Source organism: Flavobacterium sp. RSP49 (genome assembly GCF_003968735.1).
Classification (GTDB): Bacteria; Bacteroidota; Bacteroidia; order Flavobacteriales; family Flavobacteriaceae; genus Flavobacterium.
Window position 1 is genome coordinate 60,027 of the sequence record NZ_RYDN01000004.1, and the last position, 20,121, is coordinate 80,147.

Here is a 20,121-nt window from a genome sequence, read left to right on the forward strand (position 1 = left end):
GATAAATAGTGATCCTATTCTATTTTTAATTTAGATATTTACATTTAAAATTAATCAGATGATACGAAGACAGTTTATTGGTTCGGCGGCTTTAGTAGGTATTGCAGGTGCTTTTGGATTCACAAAACACTCCAATGAAAAAAATTTAATACACCATGTGTTTTTTTGGTTAAAGAACCCCCAATCGGAAGAAGATAAACAGCAATTGATTTCCGGCTTGAAAACTTTAGCAGCAATTTCAACGGTTCGCCAATTTCATTTGGGTATATTAGCTTCTACGGAAAAACGGGAAGTAGTAGACACTTCTTGGGACGTTTCAGAGCTGTTATTTTTTGATGATGAAGCGGGTCAAAAAATATATCAGGACCACCCTATTCATCAGGATTTTGTAAAAAACTGTTCCCATCTTTGGGAGAAAGTTTTGGTTTATGATGCAATAGACTTATAGGCCTTGAATCTTGAGATATCACATCAAATACTTTTACCATAATTAAGAGATTCTAAACAAAAATTAATGAATTCTTATTTTTTTCAGCCATTACAATTTTCTACTTTACCATTTTTGCAATAATCTTTTTTGCTTGATTTGAATTACCCCAGCTTGCGATTTCGTGCAAAACAGGCATTAAGCTTTTCCCTTTAGCAAATGAAAATGTAATTCCAGATTTAGATATTGGAAATTATTTGAATAACATTCGTCGGGAAAAATTATTTATTGTTGAGCAAAAACTTGTTGATGGCAAAATTTTAGAAATAGAAAGATCATATTATTTAGCAGAAGTAGAAATTGGAAATAAAGTATCTATAAACAATGAGGTTATTAAAGACGGCTCATATCAAATAAGCAACGAAAAAAAAATATATGAAGTCAAAAACAATACAATAATACAGATTTTTACAGTTAACATTTACAAAACTTCTTCTGAAACAGAAATTACAATACATCAAAAAAATTACTGGGAGATATCAAAAGGTGATAGCGTTTTTATAAACTCTGAAATTGCAGAAAGTCAATCATTAAAACTTACGAAAGGGAGGATTTTATTAGTTCATGATGGTAAAATTAACCAAATAAAATGGAAAACAATTTTTCATAATTTACTGTATTTATTTCTGCATTAAATTCTTACTAAGCTTCAGAATAAATTGGGCATTTAATCGCAATAATACTTATGTCATGGGGTGATTATGTTTTTAAAGTTTCAATATAAAAACATGAGACAAATATTAAATGCCAACTGTAGAATTTGCAATTTTTAAACTGATTTTAAATATGGTGGCGGTCAGTTTAATTACCATGAAAACCGCCCTGTTTCTGCTATAAATAAAGAAACTGGACAATTTGAAACCGTGAACTATTATTTCACTTCCTTAATTGCACTGCTCTCTATCCAGCCTTCGGTTCCATCTGTTAGTTGCACTTTTTTCCATTTTTCGATGACTTCCTTCACATAAACTTTAGTCCCTTCATGCAGCACAAAAATAGATTTACCGCCATTTCTGGGTTCGCTTTTCACATTCGCCATTTCGGCAAAAACAATGGCTGGTTTTTCGGTATCAAAATGACTTTTCTCAATAATAGCTGCGACCAGCGTCATTAGTAAAAGAAAAACAGCCAGAAACATTCCAAAAAAGAAAACCCGTTTAGGAAGTGTTCTTTGTAAAAAATAGTACCCGATAAAAAACAACAAAAAAGCGGCAGCCAATCCTACAGAAACCCATCCCCAGGTATTATAATGATAAATTCCCGTGAAATCACGAACTAATTTTGCAAAACCTACTTTTGGGATTACTTTAATTTCATCAATTGTTCTTTTTTGAGCGAATTTCAGGTTGTTAATACTTCCTTGATCGTTTGGATTGAGCACTAATGCTTTTTCATAATTGTAGATCGAAGGCGCAACCTGATTCAATTTATAATAGGCATTTCCTAAATTAAAATACAATTCCGAAGAGTGCTGCTGGGTTTTCAACACACTTTCATAGGCAGCCACGGCTTCAGTGTACTTTGCCTTTTCATAATACGCATTCCCTTTTTCAAAGCCGTTTTGGGCAAAGAAAAACTGAGTTGAAAGTAAAAGTATGTATAGTATATTTTTCATCATTATCTTTTTTTGCAACGAGGGCACAAAGGCTCATAGTGTATTTACTCAAAAATTAATTTTAGTACTTTTATTAAGCAATCTGTTTTTCCAACGCAGCGATGATATAAACTGCTTTATCAAAATCCTGTTGTATTGTAACACTGGATGAAGGTGCATAACGGGCCACTTCACAATTTTCAGTAAGCGCAATAAAATCGTTTACAGCTTCTGGTTTTGCATTTCGGGACAACAATAATTCCTGAATATTATTCTTGCTCATTTCAGAGGTTTCAATGTGTAATTTTGCCTTCAGGAAATTATGCATCGCTTTCTCCAGTGCAATGTAAAACAGTTCTTTGTTATTGATTTGTTTCTTGGCCACTGATAAATATTTCTTGGCCAGTCTATTATTCATTCGGATTCTGTTTCCGGAAATATCGCCATCCATAGCTTCCTTTTTCTTTTTGAATAACACAATTATTGGAACCAATAAAAAAGGCAGTACTAACAATCCAATAAACAAATTCGATCCAAAGAAATCCTCTTTATCAATGGTAACCAGATTGGTTTTTGACTTGATCGTTTTAAATTCTTCAACCGCTGCAATTTTATTTTTATTTCCAGCTGTAGCGGAAGAATCTGCCGGAGAAGGGCCATCAAGAATATGGATCATGATCTCTGGAGAACGGAGTGTTTTATACGTACGGGAATCCAAATCAAAATAAGAAAACAGCATTGGTTTTACCGGATAATTTCCTCTGTATTGCGGAATTATAGTATAACTGTCTGACATTTTTCCGCTCATACCGGAAAGTGGTGTACTGATGTCTTCGCTGTGAACGGCATCATACATTTCCAGCGCATTTGGCACAACTGGTTTTGGCAAACTGAACAATTTTAGATTCCCTTTTCCGGTTACGCTGACAACAAGATCCAGACTTTCTCCGTTTTTTAAATCGGTTTTAGACGGTGTGACTTTGAAGTCGAAACTTCCAACCGCTCCGGTAAAATTTTCTGGTTTTCCAGACTCGGGTAGTGGTTTAACGGTAATGGTTTTGGCTCCGGCCGAAACTCTTTGGGTCGTTTCCGTTAGTACCATTCGACCAAACATATCCCTTTGGTTCGTTGGTAACTGCACATCAACTGCTAATGATAAGGGTTCGATCTTAAGTTTTCCTGATTTTTGCGGATATAGCACTACTTTTTTCAGCACGATATAGCGATAATTTTGGCCTTTAAACATCCCCTCTTCGGCAGCAAGCTGTTTTATTTCAATATTTTGACTCCAAAAATCATTGTATTTTGGCTTGGTCAGTTCTCCTAAATTTGAGATGCCAATATTTGCAAAATACAATTTGTACACGACCGTAATGGGTTCGTTGATGTACGGATTTGTTTTAGACACATCGGCAACAAGATATAAGTTTTCATCCGCAGACACTTGTGAATCGTTTGGATCTCTGGGTTGTTGCGTAGCCTCAGTAACATTTATTTTTACTGGTGCTGTCTTATAAATTTGACCATTAAACTCTATGGCTGCCTGCTTGATAACCAAGGTTCCTTTTTGATTTGGCAAAAGAATATATGAATAGACTTTCTCAAAAGAACTTCTCCCGTTTACCCAGGACTGACTTACTTGCTGGCTGGGCCCGGCAACAATTCTAAATCCTTCAAATGAAGGCTTCACAAAATTATCCCCATCTACATTCATCATAAAATCAATACGCAACCTCTCATTTAAGCCCAACGTACTTTTGCTGACTTTGGCCTCAAACTGAACCTGAGCATTAAGGGAGCTGCACACCAATAAAACGATTGCTGCTATATATTTTTTCATTTTCAAACTGTCTAATTGAATTACCAATCCTTCTCCGTTTTAACTGGTTTTCCTTTTACTTTCTGGGCATTCACCTTATCCTGAACCTTCTTTTCTTCTCTATTTACAGCATCTAGTAAATTTTCCAGACGCTGCTTGGAGACACCTCCAGGTGCTGGTTTTGGCTCCCCATTTTCATTGGGTTTTGGCTCATTTTTATCTTTGTCCTGATCGCCTTTATCGTCTTTTTTATCTTCCTCTTTTTTGTCTTTCTTCTCGTCCTTTTTATCGTCTTTCTTGTCTTTATCTTTCTTGTCGTCTTTTTTCTTGTCATCCTTTGGCGGATTGTCTTTCAGCATTTTTTTGGCCAAAGCAAAATTATAACGGGTTTCCTCATCGGTTGGGTCATTTCGCAAGGCGTTTTTATACGCTTCTACCGCCTGAGTATAATCCTTTTCATTCATGAATACATTTCCCAAATTATGCAGGGCTCTGTGTTTTTGAGGTCTCGTTTTTGAATTTTTAAATGCTTTGGCGTACGCAAATTTGGCTTCTCCAGACTGCTTTTGCTTGTAAATACTATTTCCAAGATTGAAGGACGCAGCGGTACTATTAGGGAATTTTGAATCCGAAATTCTGTAATTAGCCTCTGCCTCTGCGAATTTATTTTCCGCATATTCTGCATTTGCTTTAGGCAAAATTCGGTCTTTTTGTTGTGCGTACAAACCGGCCGTTCCGCAGAAAGCAATCATTAAAAAAGCAATTATGATAATTTTAAATCTTTTCATTTATTGTATCTATAAATCCAGAAGGTTAAGAACCTTTAGGAAATAATTATTTATTTTCGTTAAATAAATTCAATTTCTTAACCCAGCTTGTTTTTCTCTCCAACAGAAAGACATCCACAAATAACAGCAAGAAGGCAAACCCCAAAAACCATTGAAATTGCGATTGAAAATCCGCCATTTCCGTCGCTTCAAATTCGGTTTTTTGAATATTATCCAAAGCATTCTTGATGTACTCCAGCACTTCTTTGGTATTATTTCCGTTTACATAGCCTCCTTTTGTGGCTTTTGCAATGGCTTCTAAACTGGTCTGATTAAGTTTAGTGATCACGACTTCATTGTTATTGTCTTTTTGAAAACCTGTTACAACACCGTTTCTTTTCAATGGGATTGTAGCTCCTTTTTCGGTTCCAATTCCTACTGTAATGATTTTCATTCCCAATTTATTGGCTTCTTCAGCAGCACTTTCGGCTCCTTCAGAATGATCTTCCCCATCAGAAATCAGAATCAATAATTTGCTGGTCTTACTTTTATCGTCAAAATAAGTGGATGATAATTTTATGGCTTCATCCAGCGATGTTCCCTGCGAAGAAACCATTTCGGTATTCATGCTTTGCAAAAACATCTTGGCCACTCCATAATCCGTAGTGATTGGCAAAACCGGAAAAGCACTTCCGGCATACGCCACAATACCTATCCTATCGCTTCCTAGCTGGTTGATGATTTGTGAGACAATTTGCTTGCTTTTGCCCAATCGATTGGGCGCAACATCTTCAGCTAGCATACTTTTAGAAACATCCATTGCAAAAACAATGTCAATCCCTTCCCGTTTTACGGTTTCCATCTTGGTGCCAATCTTTGGGTTTACCAAAGCAAAAATCAGTCCAAGAAAAGCTAAAATCAGCACGACTATTTTTAATACTGGCTTAAAAACGGAACTTTCCGGACTTAATTTTTTTACCATTTCTAAATCTCCAAACTCGCGTTGTTTCTTTCTTTTCCAATATAAATTGGCCAGAAAAACCAACACTAAAAGAGGCAGTATAAAAAGAAGGTATAAATATTTTTTTTCGTCTAATTCCATTTTTAATTTTAGATTTATGAATTTTGATCTTAGATTTTACCCTAAATCAAAATTCTAAACTTGGTAATTCTAATTCCAATATTCCAGTTCGTGCTCCCTTCCCTTCGGGGAGGGCTGGGGTGGGGATTTTATATAAAGCTTTTAAAAACTGTATTCCTTAGTCCCACTTCCAGCAACAACAAAAAACCGGCGAACCATATAAAAGGCCTGAATTTTTCATCGTAATCATAGAATTTTAATTCTTCTATTTCTGTAGTTTCCAGTTTATTGATGGAGGCATAAATTTCGGCAAGCTTGCTATTGCTGGTGGCTCTAAAATATTTTCCGTCCGTTTTTCTGGCAATACTTTTCATTAATTGTTCGTCAATTTCCACTTTCATCATTTGGAATAAAAACGTTCCATTAGGTGCTATTTTATAGGGAAACATGGCCATTCCGTTAGTTCCAATTCCTACTGTGTATACTTTTATTCCATATTGCTTGGCGATGTCTGAGGCTGTTTCCGGCTCAATGAATCCGGCATTATTCACACCATCTGTCAAAAGAATAATTACTTTACTTTTGGCTTTACTGTCTTTTAATCGGTTTACGGCAGTGGCTAATCCCATCCCAATTCCGGTTCCGTCCTGCAAAACAGTATCGTATTTTATACTGCTAATCGCATTCAGGATTACTGCTTTATCGCTGGTCACCGGTGTTTTTGTGTACGCTTCCGAGGCATACACCACTAATCCTATTCTGTCATTTGGTCGTTCTTTAACAAAATCAGCTGCGACTCTTTTCAATGCTTCCATTCGGTTTGGTTTCAAATCTTTGGCCAGCATACTCCCAGAAACATCCATTGCCATAACAATATCAATTCCTTTAGTTGTTTTTGTTCTACTGCTTACATCCACCGTTCTTGGCCTGGCCATGGCAACAATTAAAGAACACAATGCCAAAACCCGTAATACATTCAACAGTGGCTTTAACTTTGTCAAATACGACTCTGCGCCTTTAAATCCTGCTATAGAACTAATTTTTAATGTTGCGATCTGTTCGTTTTTTGTCCAAAGCAACCAAACAATCACAACTGGAATCAGTAGAAACAGCCAAAAAAATTCTGGGTTCAAAAAAGTTATTTTATCCATTATTTACTTGCTTGTTTTAATTCGACCGAGTTCAAAACTCGTTCTGATATTTCATTGCCATAGGTATCTCCTTCTTCATGAAAAAGTAAAATTTGTTGTAATCCACCTTCCTGACTGAACAGTACTGCTTCATAGTACATTTTTACACCTGTCGTATCACCGCCATCAACTTGGGAAAAAGTGCCGTAGGCTTTAATCCCTTTGACCCCTTCTTTGGTTTCAAATTCTTCTTGTTTAACAATCATATTTTGAGCTCCTTGGGATTCTAATGATTGCAATATCCCGTCCATCGATTTAGCCAAATCAATTTGCGTTTCTGCTTTGAATTTTAACGTAGAAACCATCACATAAAAACGATCTAAAACACTACCATACACAAACGATTGCATCTCTTTAATCAATGCCATTCCATTTTTAGGAAGCGTTTTAGTCAGATCTATTCTCTTGAGTACTTTTGGTGTTTCTATGATAATTCCTGGATTTCCATATTCACTTTTTACCCATTCGCCTTCTAACAATTCTTTTGTAGGATGACCAATGATATTGTCTTTCACATAACTAAACCCTTTGGTAACAATAAAAAAAGTGGTGGTCGCTGCCAATAAAAATAGTACAATAGCGCTGGCCGTAAGAATCCGTTTATTTCTTTGTTTGCGCAACTGAATTTGAATTTGTTTTTGTCTTTGTGCTTCATTCAACAGTGTCTCTTCTGCTTCTGGAACTTCCAGCGGAATGGAGCTGTCCAGGGTTAAAATTGCTTTTTGAATTTTATTTCGGTCTTCGGTTATTTCAAAATCCAATGGTTTCGATTTGGCAAATTTCACTAAATCGGCTTGTTTCAAAACACGCTCCAGATTTTCGATAATTTCCTTCGAAAGCGTCATTTTCTTTTTGACAGAAGCCGCTCTAAGTCCAAGAATCAGCTCTGATGTAGTACTTTCCATGGCTGGAATTTCTATGGCTTCTTCAATATAATTTCGGGCAATATCAGTCAATTCGCTGTAATAGGCTTTGACTTCTCCTTTTTGCCAAAGTTCTTTTTTCTCCAAAGAATCTAGCAAACTAGTCGCTCTTTCTATAGGCGTTTTATAAATTTCTTTGTGTAGTTTTTTCTCTTGTCGTTTTTTAATAAACCAATAAATACACGCTCCTATACCACCAATCAAAGCAACAATCAGCAGGTATTTCCACCAATCTCCAATTGAATTATCCGCAGGAGCAATGTCCTTGATGTCGTACATTTTTTGTTTCAAAGTATCCACTTGAACATTCGCTACCTCAACCAAAAGCGAATCCGTAAAAAACGGTTTGCTGTTGATAAAAATCTTAATACTTGGAACCACATATCTGCCAGAATCAAATTGGGTCAACCCGTATTTCTTGATTAATTCAAAACGGCCGTCCATTTTGACCGTATCAATAGGATACGACTGAATCACCTCTAAAGCGCCAAGGTTTTTTAAGTTTGGAAAAATGACCTTAGACGAAGTATCAACAGTAGTTTTTATGGATAATTTAAATTCGGCACCAATTTTATTTTTAATTGTATCAATACTTGTGACTACTTGCTTTTGTTGTGCAAAAACAGCCGTAGAAAGCAGCAATAATAGTAGGTATAATTGTTTTTTCATCTTTTATTATTGAACCCTTATCTCGATTTAAAATAACTAAGCAATTTAGTCACATAACTTTCATCAACTCTGGCGTTTACCACACCTGAACCTGATTTACTGAATGTTTCTTTAAAATAGGTTACTTTATTATGGTACTGTTTTTCATAATTCATTCGCACTGCTTTCGAGCTGGTATTTATCAATTCAATTGCTCCGGTTTCGGCATCAAGCATAGAAACCATCCCTAAATTTGGCATTTTTTCTTCCCGAATGTCGTACACGCGAATCCCAGTTATATCGTGTTTTTTAGAGGCTATTTTTAATGTATGTTCATACTCTTCCGACATGAAATCAGAAATTACAAACACAATAGCTTTCTTTTTCTGGGTTCCCGATAAAAATTTTAAGGCTTGGGCAAGATCTGTCTTACGGCTTTTGGGCTGAAATTCGATCAATTCCCTGATGATGCGCAATACATGCGACCTTCCCTTTTTTGGGGGAATATACAATTCGATTGCGTCAGAAAACAAAATTAAACCTATTTTATCATTGTTTTGTGTGGCTGAAAAAGCCATTGTTGCCGCAATCTCCGTAACAATATCTTTCTTGAATTGATTTTTCGAACCAAAACTTTCTGATCCTGATATATCCACCATCAACATCATGGTCAATTCCCGTTCTTCCTCAAACACTTTTACGTGCGCTTCATTGTATCGCGCCGTAACATTCCAATCAATAGCACGAATATCATCTCCAAACTGGTATTGACGCACCTCGCTGAACGTCATTCCGCGCCCTTTAAAAGATGTGTGGTATTCCCCTGAAAAGATGTGATCGCTCAATCTTCGGGTTTTGATTTCTATTTTGCGTACTTTTTTTAAGAGGTCTTTTGTATCCATTTCTTTGGTAATTAGTGAGAAGTGAGTGGTGAGTAGCAACCAAAAAAGGCTAATTACTATTCACTTTTTACTATTCACTTTTATGGTACTTCTATTTCGTTTACAATTTTGTTAATAATATCAACCGAAGTAATGTTTTCGGCTTCTGCTTCATAGGTAACACCAATTCTGTGACGCAATACATCATGCACTACCGCCCGAACATCTTCTGGAATTACATAACCGCGACGTTTGATAAAAGCGTAACATTTTGCAGCATTTGCTAAATTGATGCTTCCTCGAGGAGATGCTCCAAAACTGATTAACGGTTTCAAATCAGCCAATTTGTATTTCTCCGGGTACCGTGTGGCAAAAACGATATCCAGAATGTATTTCTCTATTTTTTCATCCATGTATACTTCCCGAACGGCTTCCTGTGCGCGCAAGATTTGCTCTACTGAAACTACTGGATTAACTTTTTCATAACTCCCTTTCAGGTTCTGGCGAACAATCAAACGTTCGTCTTCCATTTTTGGGTAATCAATAACCGTTTTCAACATAAAACGATCCACCTGAGCTTCAGGCAATTGGTACGTTCCTTCTTGTTCAATAGGATTTTGAGTAGCCAAAACCAAGAATGGACGGTCTAGTTTGAAAGTAGTGTCTCCAATAGTTACTTGCTTTTCCTGCATGGCTTCCAGTAAGGCGGATTGTACTTTGGCAGGTGCACGATTTATCTCATCCGCAAGGACGAAATTAGCAAAAATTGGTCCTTTTTTTATCGAAAACTCATTTTGCTTAATATTGTAAATCATTGTTCCCACAACATCCGCAGGCAATAAATCCGGCGTAAATTGTATTCTGCTGAAAGAGCCATGTACCGCTTGTGAAAGCGTATTGATCGCTAATGTTTTTGCTAATCCGGGAACTCCTTCTAATAAAATATGACCCTGACCCAAAAGTCCAATCAACAAACGCTCCACCATGTGCTTTTGACCTACAATAACCTTGTTCATTTCCATTGTGAGAAGGTCTATAAAAGCACTCTCTCTTTCAATTTTTTCATTGATTGCTCTGATGTCTAAAGCCGCTGTATTTTCTTCCATTTTATTATTTTTAAAACCTTGAATTTAATGCCGTCGTTTTGAAGGTGCAAATTGAATTTTTTTTTAGAAGTAAGATGTTAAAAAATGGTTAAAACTTCGACAAAAGACTTAATTTTAAGGCCGAATTATGATACAATTTTTATATTTTTAAGAACTTTGAAAAATATATTTCGAATTTGAAGATTTACGCATTTTAATAAAAAATAAAAAACATGAATAAAACTAAATTATCACCCATTGTAGCAGGCGTCATGAACTGGGGGATTTGGGATAAAAATCTCAATACCAAAGAAATGGAAAACATGATTAATGTGTGTTTAGAAAATAAAATCACAACTTTTGACCATGCTGATATCTACGGGGATTACACCACCGAGTCTGATTTTGGAAAAGCATTTGCAGCCAGCAGTATTGACCGGGAAAAAATGCAATTGATATCCAAATGCGGAATCCAAATGGTGACCGAAAACCGGAACAATACGATCAAACATTATGAATATTCAAAAGAGTACATTATCTGGTCCGTTGAAAACTCCTTAAAAAACCTGCATACCGATTATTTAGACGTGCTTTTACTACACAGACCCAGTCCTTTGATGCAGCCGGATGAAATTGCCGAAGCCGTTTTGAAGCTAAAATCAGAAGGGAAGATCATCGATTTTGGAGTTTCTAATTTCACTTCTACACAAACCGAATTAATTGGTCAAAAAACAGAAGTCTTGTACAATCAAGTCCAATTTTCGGCCACTAATTTCGAACCGATGGTGGATGGAAGTTTTGATTATATGCAGGCCAATAACATTCGGCCTATGTCTTGGAATCCACTTGGATCTGTTTTCAGAAAAGATATTCCGCAAACCCATCGCTTAAAAAAATTATTGGCGACCTTAGTTTCAAAATACCATTTGGGCTCCGACTCGATTTTGCTATCCTGGATTTTAAAACACCCTGCTCAAGTAATTCCTATTGCCGGAACGGTAAATGTAGCCCGAATCCAATCCTTGATGAAAGCCGTTGAATTAGAATTAGACAAAGAAGATTGGTTTGCCATTTGGGCAGCAAGTATGGGAACAAATGTAGCCTAGAATCCCTATTCAACTCAACAACTTTAGAATCAAAAAAGAAAAAAATTTCATGACTAAAACAGCCTTAGTGACCGGAGCCACCAGCGGAATTGGTAAAGCAACAGCACAAATATTAGCTAAAAATAACTATCAGATTATTCTTTGCGGACGCCGTGAGGACCGATTGACTGAACTCAAAAAGGAGCTTTCAGCATTTACCAAAGTGCATACGTTGTCTTTTGACGTTCGAGATAAAAAAGCGGTTTTCGAAAGCATCAATTCTATTCCGGAAGTCTTTGCGACAATTGATGTTTTGATTAATAATGCCGGAAATGCACATGGTTTAGACCCCATTCAAAAAGGAGATTTAGACGACTGGGATGCTATGATTGACATCAATGTAAAAGGACTTTTGTATGTCTCAAAAGCCATAATCCCACAAATGATCGAACGAAAATCAGGTCATATTATCAACATTGGGTCCATCGCCGGAAAAGAAGTATACCCAAACGGAAACGTCTATTGTGCCTCCAAACATGCTGTTGATGCCTTAAACCAAGCTATGCGAATGGACTTGAATCCTTATGGAATCCGGGTGGGAGCCATTAATCCCGGTGCCGTGGAAACAGAATTCAGTGAAGTGCGTTTCAAAGGCGATACAGACAGAGCCGCCAATGTATACAAAGGTTTTGAGCCATTACATCCTGAAGACATTGCTGACATTATTCACTTTGTAGTTTCCAGACCGTACCATGTAAATATTGCCGATTTGATGGTGTTGCCAACCGCACAAGCCGCTGCTACTATTTTAAAAAGGAATTGATTATCCCCATTATTTAGTATAAAAAACTACAATATATCGAGTTATCATTATATTTATAAAAGGGAATAAACAAAAAATGCAACAGTTAAAAATGCAACCGCTAATTCGCAGATTTTCTAATTAATTTTAAAATCTGCGAATTAGCGGTAGTTTATTAAAATATTCTGATAGAAAAGGATCAAAATAGGATCAACAAATATGTCTTTAACAACACTGAAAAATAAAAATACATAATAAACAGTACCAATGATCAACAAACGCATTCTTATTAAAAACCTGCTTGCTCACAATGATGAAAGTAGTTTTTATGACAAAAAGCGCCAGTTAAATTTGCATACACGGGAAGGAAAAGCCAAGTTTCTCAAACACATTTGCGCGCTGTCCAATTCAAACCCTATGAATAACTCCTATATTGTAGTGGGGGTTGAAGACCAAGACAATACTATTGTGGGGGATGATTTTTTTGATGACAGTCGGATTCAGAATTTAGTGAATGCCTATCTGGAGAATCCACCCAAAATTCAATATGAAAATATACCTTTTCCAAATCTACCAAAGGACAAGGTTATCGGACTGGTAACAATCAAGCCAAAAAGCAACACCTCCTATTTCAAAAAAGGAATTCACACGATTCCTGCCAACAGTATTTTTATCCGAAGAGGCAGCAACACGACGCCGGTTGAAGGCGAAATTGAAAAGAATTATCAGAATACGGAAACCGTAATTGGCATTGAAAACAACTCCCGAAACAGCATTGAATACACACTTGATGGCGTGATTGATTTTATGAATTTACGCCACAAAGACATGTCACCAAAGTATAAAGTATTCAAGGAGTTATTTGTGATTTGCTGGGCAGGAATTGCAAAAAAATCCCGTGATAAAACGTATTTATCCCGCGTGGATATTGAATTGATCAACGAACAAATCAAGCTGTTCTATTCGGCTCAGGATGTGGTCGAAATTACTTTTGACGAAGATACTTTTACCATTATTGAATATGTTCCTTTGGGTCTGAATGATAAAACGAGTTATTATCCTTTAGAAAAACAAACGATTCATTTTCATGACAATGGTTATTATAAAATTGAGAGAGAGATGCTTTTTCAACCACCGGAATTCAACAAGAAAATGCTGTTCCATATTTATAATGCCAATATTGCTTTGCTGAACAAACTCCAAAAAGGACTTTCGTTAAGCAAACGAGAAGAAAAAGATTTAGAGAATTTACCCTCAACATTCATGATTTGCTACCTCAACGGTTTTGAAGAAGCCAAACAAAAGCTAATAGATGCCAAAGTACTGTTGAAACCTTTCAACCACGTGTATTTATCGTTCAAGGAAGCGTTGCGAATTTTGAGAAAGATGAAATATGATGTGCAGTAATTTTTTGTTGATTTATTTATTTTTAAAATGTCCTGAAAAGTAAAATAAGCCCCTAAAGTAGTGATATTTTAAGTTTTACTTTAAAATGAGATTTGAGGAATTTAGCCCTGTTATTTGCAATAAAAATCAGAATTTTTAAAAAAGAGCTCCTTTAACTTTAGTTAAAAAAATAAGTTAAAAAGTAGTACTTCACCACTCTTTTACTTAATTTTATACCTTGAAAGACAGCTCGTATTTCTTGCTGTTTTTAGACTAATAAATGAACAACCCGTACATGAGAACACTTGTTATAGGCGATATCCACGGTGGTTTGCGAGCATTGCACCAAATTATGGAAAGAGCCAACGTTACTAAAAACGACACCCTGATTTTTCTGGGAGATTACGTCGATGGCTGGAGTCAATCTCCTCAAGTACTAGATTTTATCATTGCTCTGAAAACCAAACAAAACTGCATCTGCATACGTGGGAACCATGATGATTTATTGCTGGAATGGCTCGGCGAAAGCAAAGACAATCTGCTTTGGCACAAACATGGTGGAGAAGCAACTGTTTTAGCCTACGAAACGGTTGGCTTAGAAACCAAGAAAAAACACATTGAATTCCTGAAATCATTAGAAAATTTTCATCTGGACGAGCAACAACGGCTTTTTGTCCATGCCGGTTTTACGAATATGAATGGTGTTGACTTTGAATATTTTCCCGGGCTTTTCTATTGGGACAGAACCTTATGGGAAACGGCCTTGGCATTAGACACGACAATGAAAACCGACCATGCGTTTTACCCAAAACGCTTTACTTTATATAATGAAATCTATATTGGTCACACGCCTGTCACCCGAATAGGTGAAACGACTCCCGTTCAAAAGGCAAATGTTTGGAATGTGGATACCGGAGCAGCCTTCAAAGGACCATTGACTATTATGGATGTTGACACCAAGGAGTTTTGGCAAAGTGAACCTTTGAACCAATTGTATTTTGACGAAAAAGGAAGAAATTAGATATCCTATTTTTTTAAACCTGTGTTTAAAAGTGATCTATTACTGCCACATTAACACTTGTACGAACTATAAAAAATAAAAAAAGATCGTCTAAGTCAAATATATTTTTCTGGGCACTTTGGATTTTATTATTGCTTTAGAAAAGGTTTTGTTTTTTCCGATGTGTTGACAGGTTAGATTACATCACAAAGATTATTGCAGGTTTTTTAATAAGTTTGCAAGGAATTTGTAATACTAAAAAAGGCAATTTGAAATATTCAAATTACCTTTTTTAGTTAATTCTATTTTGGGGTTACAAGTCAAATTTTATTCCTTGTGCCAATGGCAATTGGGTTCCGTAATTGATAGTATTAGTTTGTCTTCTCATGTAGGCTTTCCATGCATCAGAACCCGATTCACGTCCGCCGCCAGTTTCTTTTTCCCCCCCAAAAGCACCACCAATTTCAGCTCCTGAAGTACCAATATTTACGTTGGCAATTCCACAATCAGAACCCGATTGAGAAAGGAACAATTCCATTTCTCTCATGCTGTTTGTAAAAATAGAAGAAGAAAGTCCTTGTGGAACTCCGTTTTGCAACGCAATCGCTTCTTCAATCGTGCTGTATTTCATTACATATAAAATAGGAGCAAAAGTTTCTGTTTGCACAATGTTAAAATGGTTTTCAGCTTCAATGATACATGGTCTTACATAACAACCACTTTCATATCCTTCGCCTTCAACCAAACCACCTTCAACAATAATTTTTCCACCTTCTTTTTTAGCGCTTTCAATCGCATTCAAATATTCCTGAACAGCACCTTTATCGATCAGCGGTCCTACGTGATTATTCTCATCCAATGGATTTCCTATTTGCAATTGTCCGTACGCATTTTTCAACACGCTGATCGTTTTGTCATATACACTTTCGTGAATGATTAAACGTCTGGTTGAGGTACAACGCTGTCCTGCTGTTCCTACCGCTCCAAAAACCGCTCCGACTAATACCATACTGATATCCGCGTGTTCCGAAACGATAATGGCATTGTTCCCTCCTAATTCAAGGATAGTATTTCCAAAACGTTCGGCCACAGTTTTTGATACGTGACGACCTATTCTAGTTGATCCTGTAAAAGAAACCAGCGAAATTCTCTTATCATTATTGATTAAGTCTCCGGATTCATTTCCTGTTACTAAACAACTAACGCCTTCAGGAACGTTATTTCTTTTTAACACTGTTTTAATGATATTTTGACAAGCAATTCCACATAAAGGTACTTTTGAACTTGGCTTCCAGATGGCAACATCACCGCAAACCCAAGCAATCATAGCGTTCCAACTCCAAACTGCTACCGGAAAGTTAAACGCTGAAATGATTCCAACCGTTCCTATTGGATGGTATTGCTCATACATCCGGTGCAAAGGTCTTTCAGAGTGCATGGTTAATCCGTACAATTGACGTGATAATCCCACCGCAAAATCACAGATATCTATCATTTCCTGCACTTCGCCATATCCTTCTTGAAGGCTTTTTCCCATCTCATAAGAAACTAGTTTTCCAAGTGGCTCTTTGAATTTTCTTAATTCATCTCCCATCTGGCGAACGATATCTCCTCTTTTAGGAGCGGGTACCATACGCCATTCTAAAAATGCTTCCGAAGCTTTTTGCATTGCTTTTTCATAGTCTTCCTTAGAAGACGTTTTTACTTTTCCAATTAAAGTCCCATCTGCTGGTGAATAACTTTCGATGATTTTTCCATTGGCAAAATTAGCTGCTCCTGTTGATGTTCCTTCATTTACCTCCTCAATCCCTAATTGCTTAAGGGCATCTTTGATTCCGAATTGATCTGCTATTGTTATCATTGTAACTTTTTTATTAAAAATTGTTATATTATTTACAAATATATTGATTTAACGTCAAATACTAAACATTGCTACTTTTATTTTGTTCTTTGGATCCAAAATCTGTTTTTTATAGAACAAATCCGTTTATAGATCTCAGAATTCTATCCAAATGATCTTCTTTTGAGGTTCTTTTGAGGTTCCTTGTTATTGGTAGGCAAAATAAAATCGAATACACACTATGGTTTTAATCCCGGATAGTTGTAAATCTATTCTATTTTATCTTAAAAACAGAACAATTACTTATCTTAACTTTTATTTCCTGCGAAGTTCCGTGAATATATTTGCAAGGGATAGTGGGAAATAGCTCCAAATAAAAATTGGATTGCCTATTTTTGTGCTCTATAAAATAGAATCATGATACAGAATCCAAAAAGATATACAATTACAGCGGCATTGCCTTATACGAACGGCCCAATTCACATTGGCCATTTGGCGGGTGTCTACGTACCTTCGGACATATATTCCAGATATTTAAGATTGCAGGGAAGAGACGTTTTGTTTGTTTGCGGAAGTGACGAGCACGGCGTGGCGATTTCGATGAAAGCAAAAAAAGAAGGTATTACACCACAGGAAGTAATCGATAAATATGACGGAATTATACGTAAATCATTCTCTGATTTTGGAATTTCATTTGATAATTATTCCAGAACTTCGGCTAAAATCCATCATGATACGGCTTCCGAATTTTTTAAAAAGCTGTATGATAAAGGTGATTTTATTGAGGAAGTGACCGAGCAATTGTATGATGCAAAAGCGGATCAATTTTTGGCAGACCGGTTTGTGGTGGGAACGTGTCCAAAATGTGGCAACGAAGAAGCCTACGGCGATCAATGCGAAAAATGTGGCTCTACGTTGAATGCTACGGATTTGATTCATCCAAAATCGACCATTACAGGCGAAACGCCAATTATGAAAGCAACGAAACACTGGTTTTTGCCTTTGGATCGTTATGAAGATTTCCTGAAAGAATGGATTCTTGTTGGACATAAAAACGACTGGAAACCGAATGTTTACGGACAAGTAAAATCATGGATTGACGGTGGACTCGAGCCTCGTGCAGTGACTCGTGACTTGGACTGGGGAATTGACGTTCCTGTTGAAGGTGCCGAAGGAAAAAAATTATACGTGTGGTTTGATGCGCCTATTGGCTACATTTCTTCTACAAAAGAATGGGCTTTGCGCGAAGGAAAAGATTGGGAACCGTACTGGAAAGATAAAGACACGAAACTAGTTCATTTTATAGGGAAAGACAATATTGTTTTCCATTGCATTATTTTCCCAGCGATGTTGAAAGCCGAAGGAAGTTATATTTTGCCGGACAATGTGCCTGCAAATGAGTTCTTGAATTTGGAAGGAAATAAATTATCGACTTCAAAAAACTGGGCGGTTTGGCTGCACGAATATTTGGAAGAATTCCCGAATCAGCAAGACGTGTTGCGTTATGCGTTGACCTCAAATGCACCAGAAACGAAGGATAATGATTTTACCTGGAAAGATTTTCAGGCGAGAAACAATAATGAATTGGTAGCGATTTACGGAAATTTCATTAATCGCGTGGTAGTTTTAACCAATAAATATTACAACGGAATTGTACCTACTCCAAATGAACTTTCGGAAGTGGACGAAGCTACTTTGACGGAATTGAAAGCGTATCCAGCGGTGATTTCAAGTTCTCTGGAGCGTTACAGATTCCGGGAAGCGTTGAGCGAGTTGATGAATGTGGCTCGTTTAGGAAATAAATATTTAGCCGACGAAGAACCCTGGAAAGTAATCAAAGACAATCCGGAGCGCGTGCAGACACAAATGTACGTTGCGTTGCAAATTGCGGCTGCGTTGAGTTCACTTTGCGAACCCTTCTTGCCGTTTACAGCTACAAAATTATCAAGAATCCTAAAAATAGAAAGCCCGTTAAACTGGAATACTGTTGCTCAAAACTCTGATTTGATTCCAGCTGGACACCAAATTGGAGAAGCGGAATTATTGTTTGCCAAAATTGAAGACGAGGAAATCCAGAAACAAATTGACAAATTAGAGGCGACTAAAACGGCTAATAAGGAAGAGATTGCTTCGTCCCTCGCAATGACAGAGACACAAAAAGAAGCGATTCAATTTGAGGATTTTGCCAAAATGGATATCCGTGTTGGAACAATCTTGGAAGCCGAAAAAATGCCAAAAGCGAACAAGCTTTTGATTTTGAAAATAGATACTGGAATTGACGTGCGCACCATTGTTTCAGGAATTGCGGAGAGTTTTAAGCCCGAAGATATAATAGGAAAAAAAGTTACTGTTTTAGTGAATTTGGCTCCAAGAAACCTTCGTGGCGTAGAAAGTCAGGGCATGATCTTAATGACCACCAATGCCAAAGGGAAACTGGTTTTTGTAAATCCGGATACCGATGACGTTGCCAATGGAGAGACTATAAATTAAGAAAAAACAACCGCAAATTTGCTAATTAATATGTAATCTTAAATATATTAAGTAATAACCATGGTATAATGTCGTATTTTAAAATCAGGGCGAAATTATGTAACAATCTGATTTAAAGCTGTTTTACTTAAAGTTAATTCTTTTGACTTTACGACTTTTAAACTTTCGACTTACTTAATTAGCGAATTCACGGTAAATAAAAAAATATGAGCTTAAAAGTAATTGCCTTCGATGCCGATGATACCTTATGGATCAACGAAACCTACTTTGATGAAACGGAGAAAAAATTCTGCGGTTTGATGGAAGATTATTTATCGCATCAGGGAATTTCTAAAGAACTTTTCAAGGTCGAAATTGACAATCTGAAATTATACGGCTACGGAATCAAAGGCTATATTCTTTCGATGATTGAAGCCGCGATGACTATTTCGAATAATACCATTCCTATTGAAATAATCGAAAAAATTATTCAATATGGAAAAGAACTGCTGGAGAAACCTATCGTTTTATTGGATGGTGTTCAAGAAACTTTAGACGCATTGAACGGAAAATACAAATTGGTTGTAGCTACCAAAGGCGATTTATTAGACCAACGCCGAAAATTGCACAATTCTGGTTTGGGACATTATTTTCACCATATAGAAGTGATGTCAGACAAACAGGAAAAAGATTATTCCGATCTCATCAAACGATTGGAAATACAACCTTCGGAATTTTTTATGATTGGCAATTCCTTAAAATCAGATATACTTCCGGTTTTAGCCATTGGCGGACATGCCGTTCACATTCCGTTTCATACCACTTGGGCACATGAAAAAATTGACCATAAAATAGAACACGAAAATTTCATTGCTTTCAAAAAAATAACAGACGTTTTAAAACGATTGGAATTACGATAAATCCACCAATCCAATTGGCTAAAATTAGAGTATGCGAGTGCATTTGTCGGATCTGTTCTGTCTTAAATTTAGCCCCTTTAAACCTCTTTTTTAAGTAAAAAAGACACAAATTCAGCATATAAATACCTATTTTGAGGTATCAAA

General features: G+C 36.5%; 17 protein-coding genes. 8 read left to right on the forward strand and 9 right to left on the reverse strand.

Features of this window, described 5'->3' with window-relative positions:
* Positions 1 to 58: 58 nt before the first annotated feature.
* Entirely contained in the window at positions 59 to 448 is a 390-nt protein-coding gene (locus tag EKM02_RS03485) for a Dabb family protein (protein ID WP_126452123.1), read from the forward strand.
* A gap of 236 nt (positions 449 to 684) precedes the next feature.
* Complete coding sequence (locus EKM02_RS03490; protein WP_126452125.1) at positions 685 to 1,122, forward strand: hypothetical protein; 438 nt, start codon at positions 685 to 687, stop codon at positions 1,120 to 1,122.
* 236 nt (positions 1,123 to 1,358) lie between these two features.
* Here the strand turns inward: EKM02_RS03490 and EKM02_RS03495 are convergent, their stop codons facing one another.
* The 8 genes from EKM02_RS03495 to EKM02_RS03530 form a co-directional block, all read right to left on the reverse strand.
* Positions 1,359 to 2,102 carry a tetratricopeptide repeat protein gene (locus EKM02_RS03495; protein WP_126452127.1) on the reverse strand — a complete coding sequence of 248 codons (744 nt, stop codon included), beginning with the start codon at positions 2,100 to 2,102 and terminating at the stop codon, positions 1,359 to 1,361.
* Positions 2,103 to 2,175: 73 nt separating this feature from the next.
* Positions 2,176 to 3,921, reverse strand: coding sequence for a BatD family protein (locus EKM02_RS03500; RefSeq protein ID WP_126452129.1), 1,746 nt, complete (start codon positions 3,919 to 3,921; stop codon positions 2,176 to 2,178).
* A 20-nt stretch (positions 3,922 to 3,941) separates the two neighbouring features.
* Positions 3,942 to 4,688 (reverse strand): tetratricopeptide repeat protein, encoded by a 747-nt coding sequence (locus EKM02_RS03505; RefSeq protein WP_126452131.1) that lies wholly within the window; start codon positions 4,686 to 4,688, stop codon positions 3,942 to 3,944.
* 46 nt (positions 4,689 to 4,734) lie between these two features.
* On the reverse strand, positions 4,735 to 5,769 hold the full coding sequence (locus EKM02_RS03510; RefSeq protein WP_126452133.1) for a vWA domain-containing protein: 1,035 nt from the start codon (positions 5,767 to 5,769) through the stop codon (positions 4,735 to 4,737).
* A 128-nt stretch (positions 5,770 to 5,897) separates the two neighbouring features.
* Entirely contained in the window at positions 5,898 to 6,899 is a 1,002-nt protein-coding gene (locus EKM02_RS03515) for a vWA domain-containing protein (RefSeq protein ID WP_126452135.1), read from the reverse strand.
* On the reverse strand, positions 6,899 to 8,530 hold the full coding sequence (locus tag EKM02_RS03520; protein ID WP_126452136.1) for a hypothetical protein: 1,632 nt from the start codon (positions 8,528 to 8,530) through the stop codon (positions 6,899 to 6,901). The genes EKM02_RS03515 and EKM02_RS03520 overlap by 1 nt, the downstream gene beginning before the upstream one ends.
* Before the next feature lie 17 nt (positions 8,531 to 8,547).
* Positions 8,548 to 9,411, reverse strand: coding sequence for a DUF58 domain-containing protein (locus EKM02_RS03525; RefSeq protein ID WP_126452138.1), 864 nt, complete (start codon positions 9,409 to 9,411; stop codon positions 8,548 to 8,550).
* 80 nt (positions 9,412 to 9,491) lie between these two features.
* Positions 9,492 to 10,496 (reverse strand): AAA family ATPase, encoded by a 1,005-nt coding sequence (locus tag EKM02_RS03530; RefSeq protein WP_126452140.1) that lies wholly within the window; start codon positions 10,494 to 10,496, stop codon positions 9,492 to 9,494.
* 212 nt (positions 10,497 to 10,708) lie between these two features.
* Between EKM02_RS03530 and EKM02_RS03535 the strand changes: the two genes are divergently transcribed.
* From EKM02_RS03535 to EKM02_RS03550, 4 genes are all read left to right on the forward strand, one after another.
* Positions 10,709 to 11,581, forward strand: a complete 873-nt coding sequence (locus EKM02_RS03535; RefSeq protein WP_126452142.1) for an aldo/keto reductase family oxidoreductase — start codon at positions 10,709 to 10,711, stop codon at positions 11,579 to 11,581.
* A 49-nt stretch (positions 11,582 to 11,630) separates the two neighbouring features.
* A complete protein-coding gene (locus tag EKM02_RS03540; RefSeq protein ID WP_126452144.1) occupies positions 11,631 to 12,383 on the forward strand; it encodes an SDR family NAD(P)-dependent oxidoreductase in 753 nt (250 codons plus the stop codon).
* 246 nt (positions 12,384 to 12,629) lie between these two features.
* Entirely contained in the window at positions 12,630 to 13,769 is a 1,140-nt protein-coding gene (locus tag EKM02_RS03545) for an ATP-binding protein (protein ID WP_126452146.1), read from the forward strand.
* Positions 13,770 to 14,043: 274 nt separating this feature from the next.
* On the forward strand, positions 14,044 to 14,769 hold the full coding sequence (locus tag EKM02_RS03550) for a metallophosphoesterase family protein (RefSeq protein ID WP_126452327.1): 726 nt from the start codon (positions 14,044 to 14,046) through the stop codon (positions 14,767 to 14,769).
* A 292-nt stretch (positions 14,770 to 15,061) separates the two neighbouring features.
* Here EKM02_RS03550 and EKM02_RS03555 read toward each other — a convergent pair whose 3' ends face one another.
* A complete protein-coding gene (locus EKM02_RS03555; RefSeq protein WP_126452148.1) occupies positions 15,062 to 16,609 on the reverse strand; it encodes an aldehyde dehydrogenase family protein in 1,548 nt (515 codons plus the stop codon).
* Between the two features lie 396 nt (positions 16,610 to 17,005).
* Between EKM02_RS03555 and metG the strand changes: the two genes are divergently transcribed.
* Entirely contained in the window at positions 17,006 to 19,078 is a 2,073-nt protein-coding gene (metG, locus tag EKM02_RS03560; protein ID WP_126452150.1) for a methionine--tRNA ligase, read from the forward strand.
* A gap of 206 nt (positions 19,079 to 19,284) precedes the next feature.
* Positions 19,285 to 19,977: an HAD family hydrolase gene (locus EKM02_RS03565; RefSeq protein WP_126452152.1), complete on the forward strand. Its 693-nt coding sequence runs from the start codon at positions 19,285 to 19,287 to the stop codon at positions 19,975 to 19,977.
* Positions 19,978 to 20,121 lie beyond the last annotated feature (144 nt).

Excerpts from the sequence above, each read along its gene's own strand:
- EKM02_RS03485 (WP_126452123.1), top strand. The coding sequence starts at position 59 with ATGATACGAAGACAGTTTATTGGTTCGGCGGCTTTAGTAGGTATTGCA.
- EKM02_RS03495 (WP_126452127.1), bottom strand. The coding sequence starts at position 2,102 with ATGAAAAATATACTATACATACTTTTACTTTCAACTCAGTTTTTCTTT.
- EKM02_RS03500 (WP_126452129.1), bottom strand. The coding sequence starts at position 3,921 with ATGAAAAAATATATAGCAGCAATCGTTTTATTGGTGTGCAGCTCCCTT.
- EKM02_RS03505 (WP_126452131.1), bottom strand. The coding sequence starts at position 4,688 with ATGAAAAGATTTAAAATTATCATAATTGCTTTTTTAATGATTGCTTTC.
- EKM02_RS03510 (WP_126452133.1), bottom strand. The coding sequence starts at position 5,769 with ATGGAATTAGACGAAAAAAAATATTTATACCTTCTTTTTATACTGCCT.
- EKM02_RS03515 (WP_126452135.1), bottom strand. The coding sequence starts at position 6,899 with ATGGATAAAATAACTTTTTTGAACCCAGAATTTTTTTGGCTGTTTCTA.
- EKM02_RS03520 (WP_126452136.1), bottom strand. The coding sequence starts at position 8,530 with ATGAAAAAACAATTATACCTACTATTATTGCTGCTTTCTACGGCTGTT.
- EKM02_RS03525 (WP_126452138.1), bottom strand. The coding sequence starts at position 9,411 with ATGGATACAAAAGACCTCTTAAAAAAAGTACGCAAAATAGAAATCAAA.
- EKM02_RS03530 (WP_126452140.1), bottom strand. The coding sequence starts at position 10,496 with ATGGAAGAAAATACAGCGGCTTTAGACATCAGAGCAATCAATGAAAAA.
- EKM02_RS03535 (WP_126452142.1), top strand. The coding sequence starts at position 10,709 with ATGAATAAAACTAAATTATCACCCATTGTAGCAGGCGTCATGAACTGG.
- EKM02_RS03540 (WP_126452144.1), top strand. The coding sequence starts at position 11,631 with ATGACTAAAACAGCCTTAGTGACCGGAGCCACCAGCGGAATTGGTAAA.
- EKM02_RS03545 (WP_126452146.1), top strand. The coding sequence starts at position 12,630 with ATGATCAACAAACGCATTCTTATTAAAAACCTGCTTGCTCACAATGAT.
- EKM02_RS03550 (WP_126452327.1), top strand. The coding sequence starts at position 14,044 with ATGAGAACACTTGTTATAGGCGATATCCACGGTGGTTTGCGAGCATTG.
- EKM02_RS03555 (WP_126452148.1), bottom strand. The coding sequence starts at position 16,609 with ATGATAACAATAGCAGATCAATTCGGAATCAAAGATGCCCTTAAGCAA.
- metG (WP_126452150.1), top strand. The coding sequence starts at position 17,006 with ATGATACAGAATCCAAAAAGATATACAATTACAGCGGCATTGCCTTAT.
- EKM02_RS03565 (WP_126452152.1), top strand. The coding sequence starts at position 19,285 with ATGAGCTTAAAAGTAATTGCCTTCGATGCCGATGATACCTTATGGATC.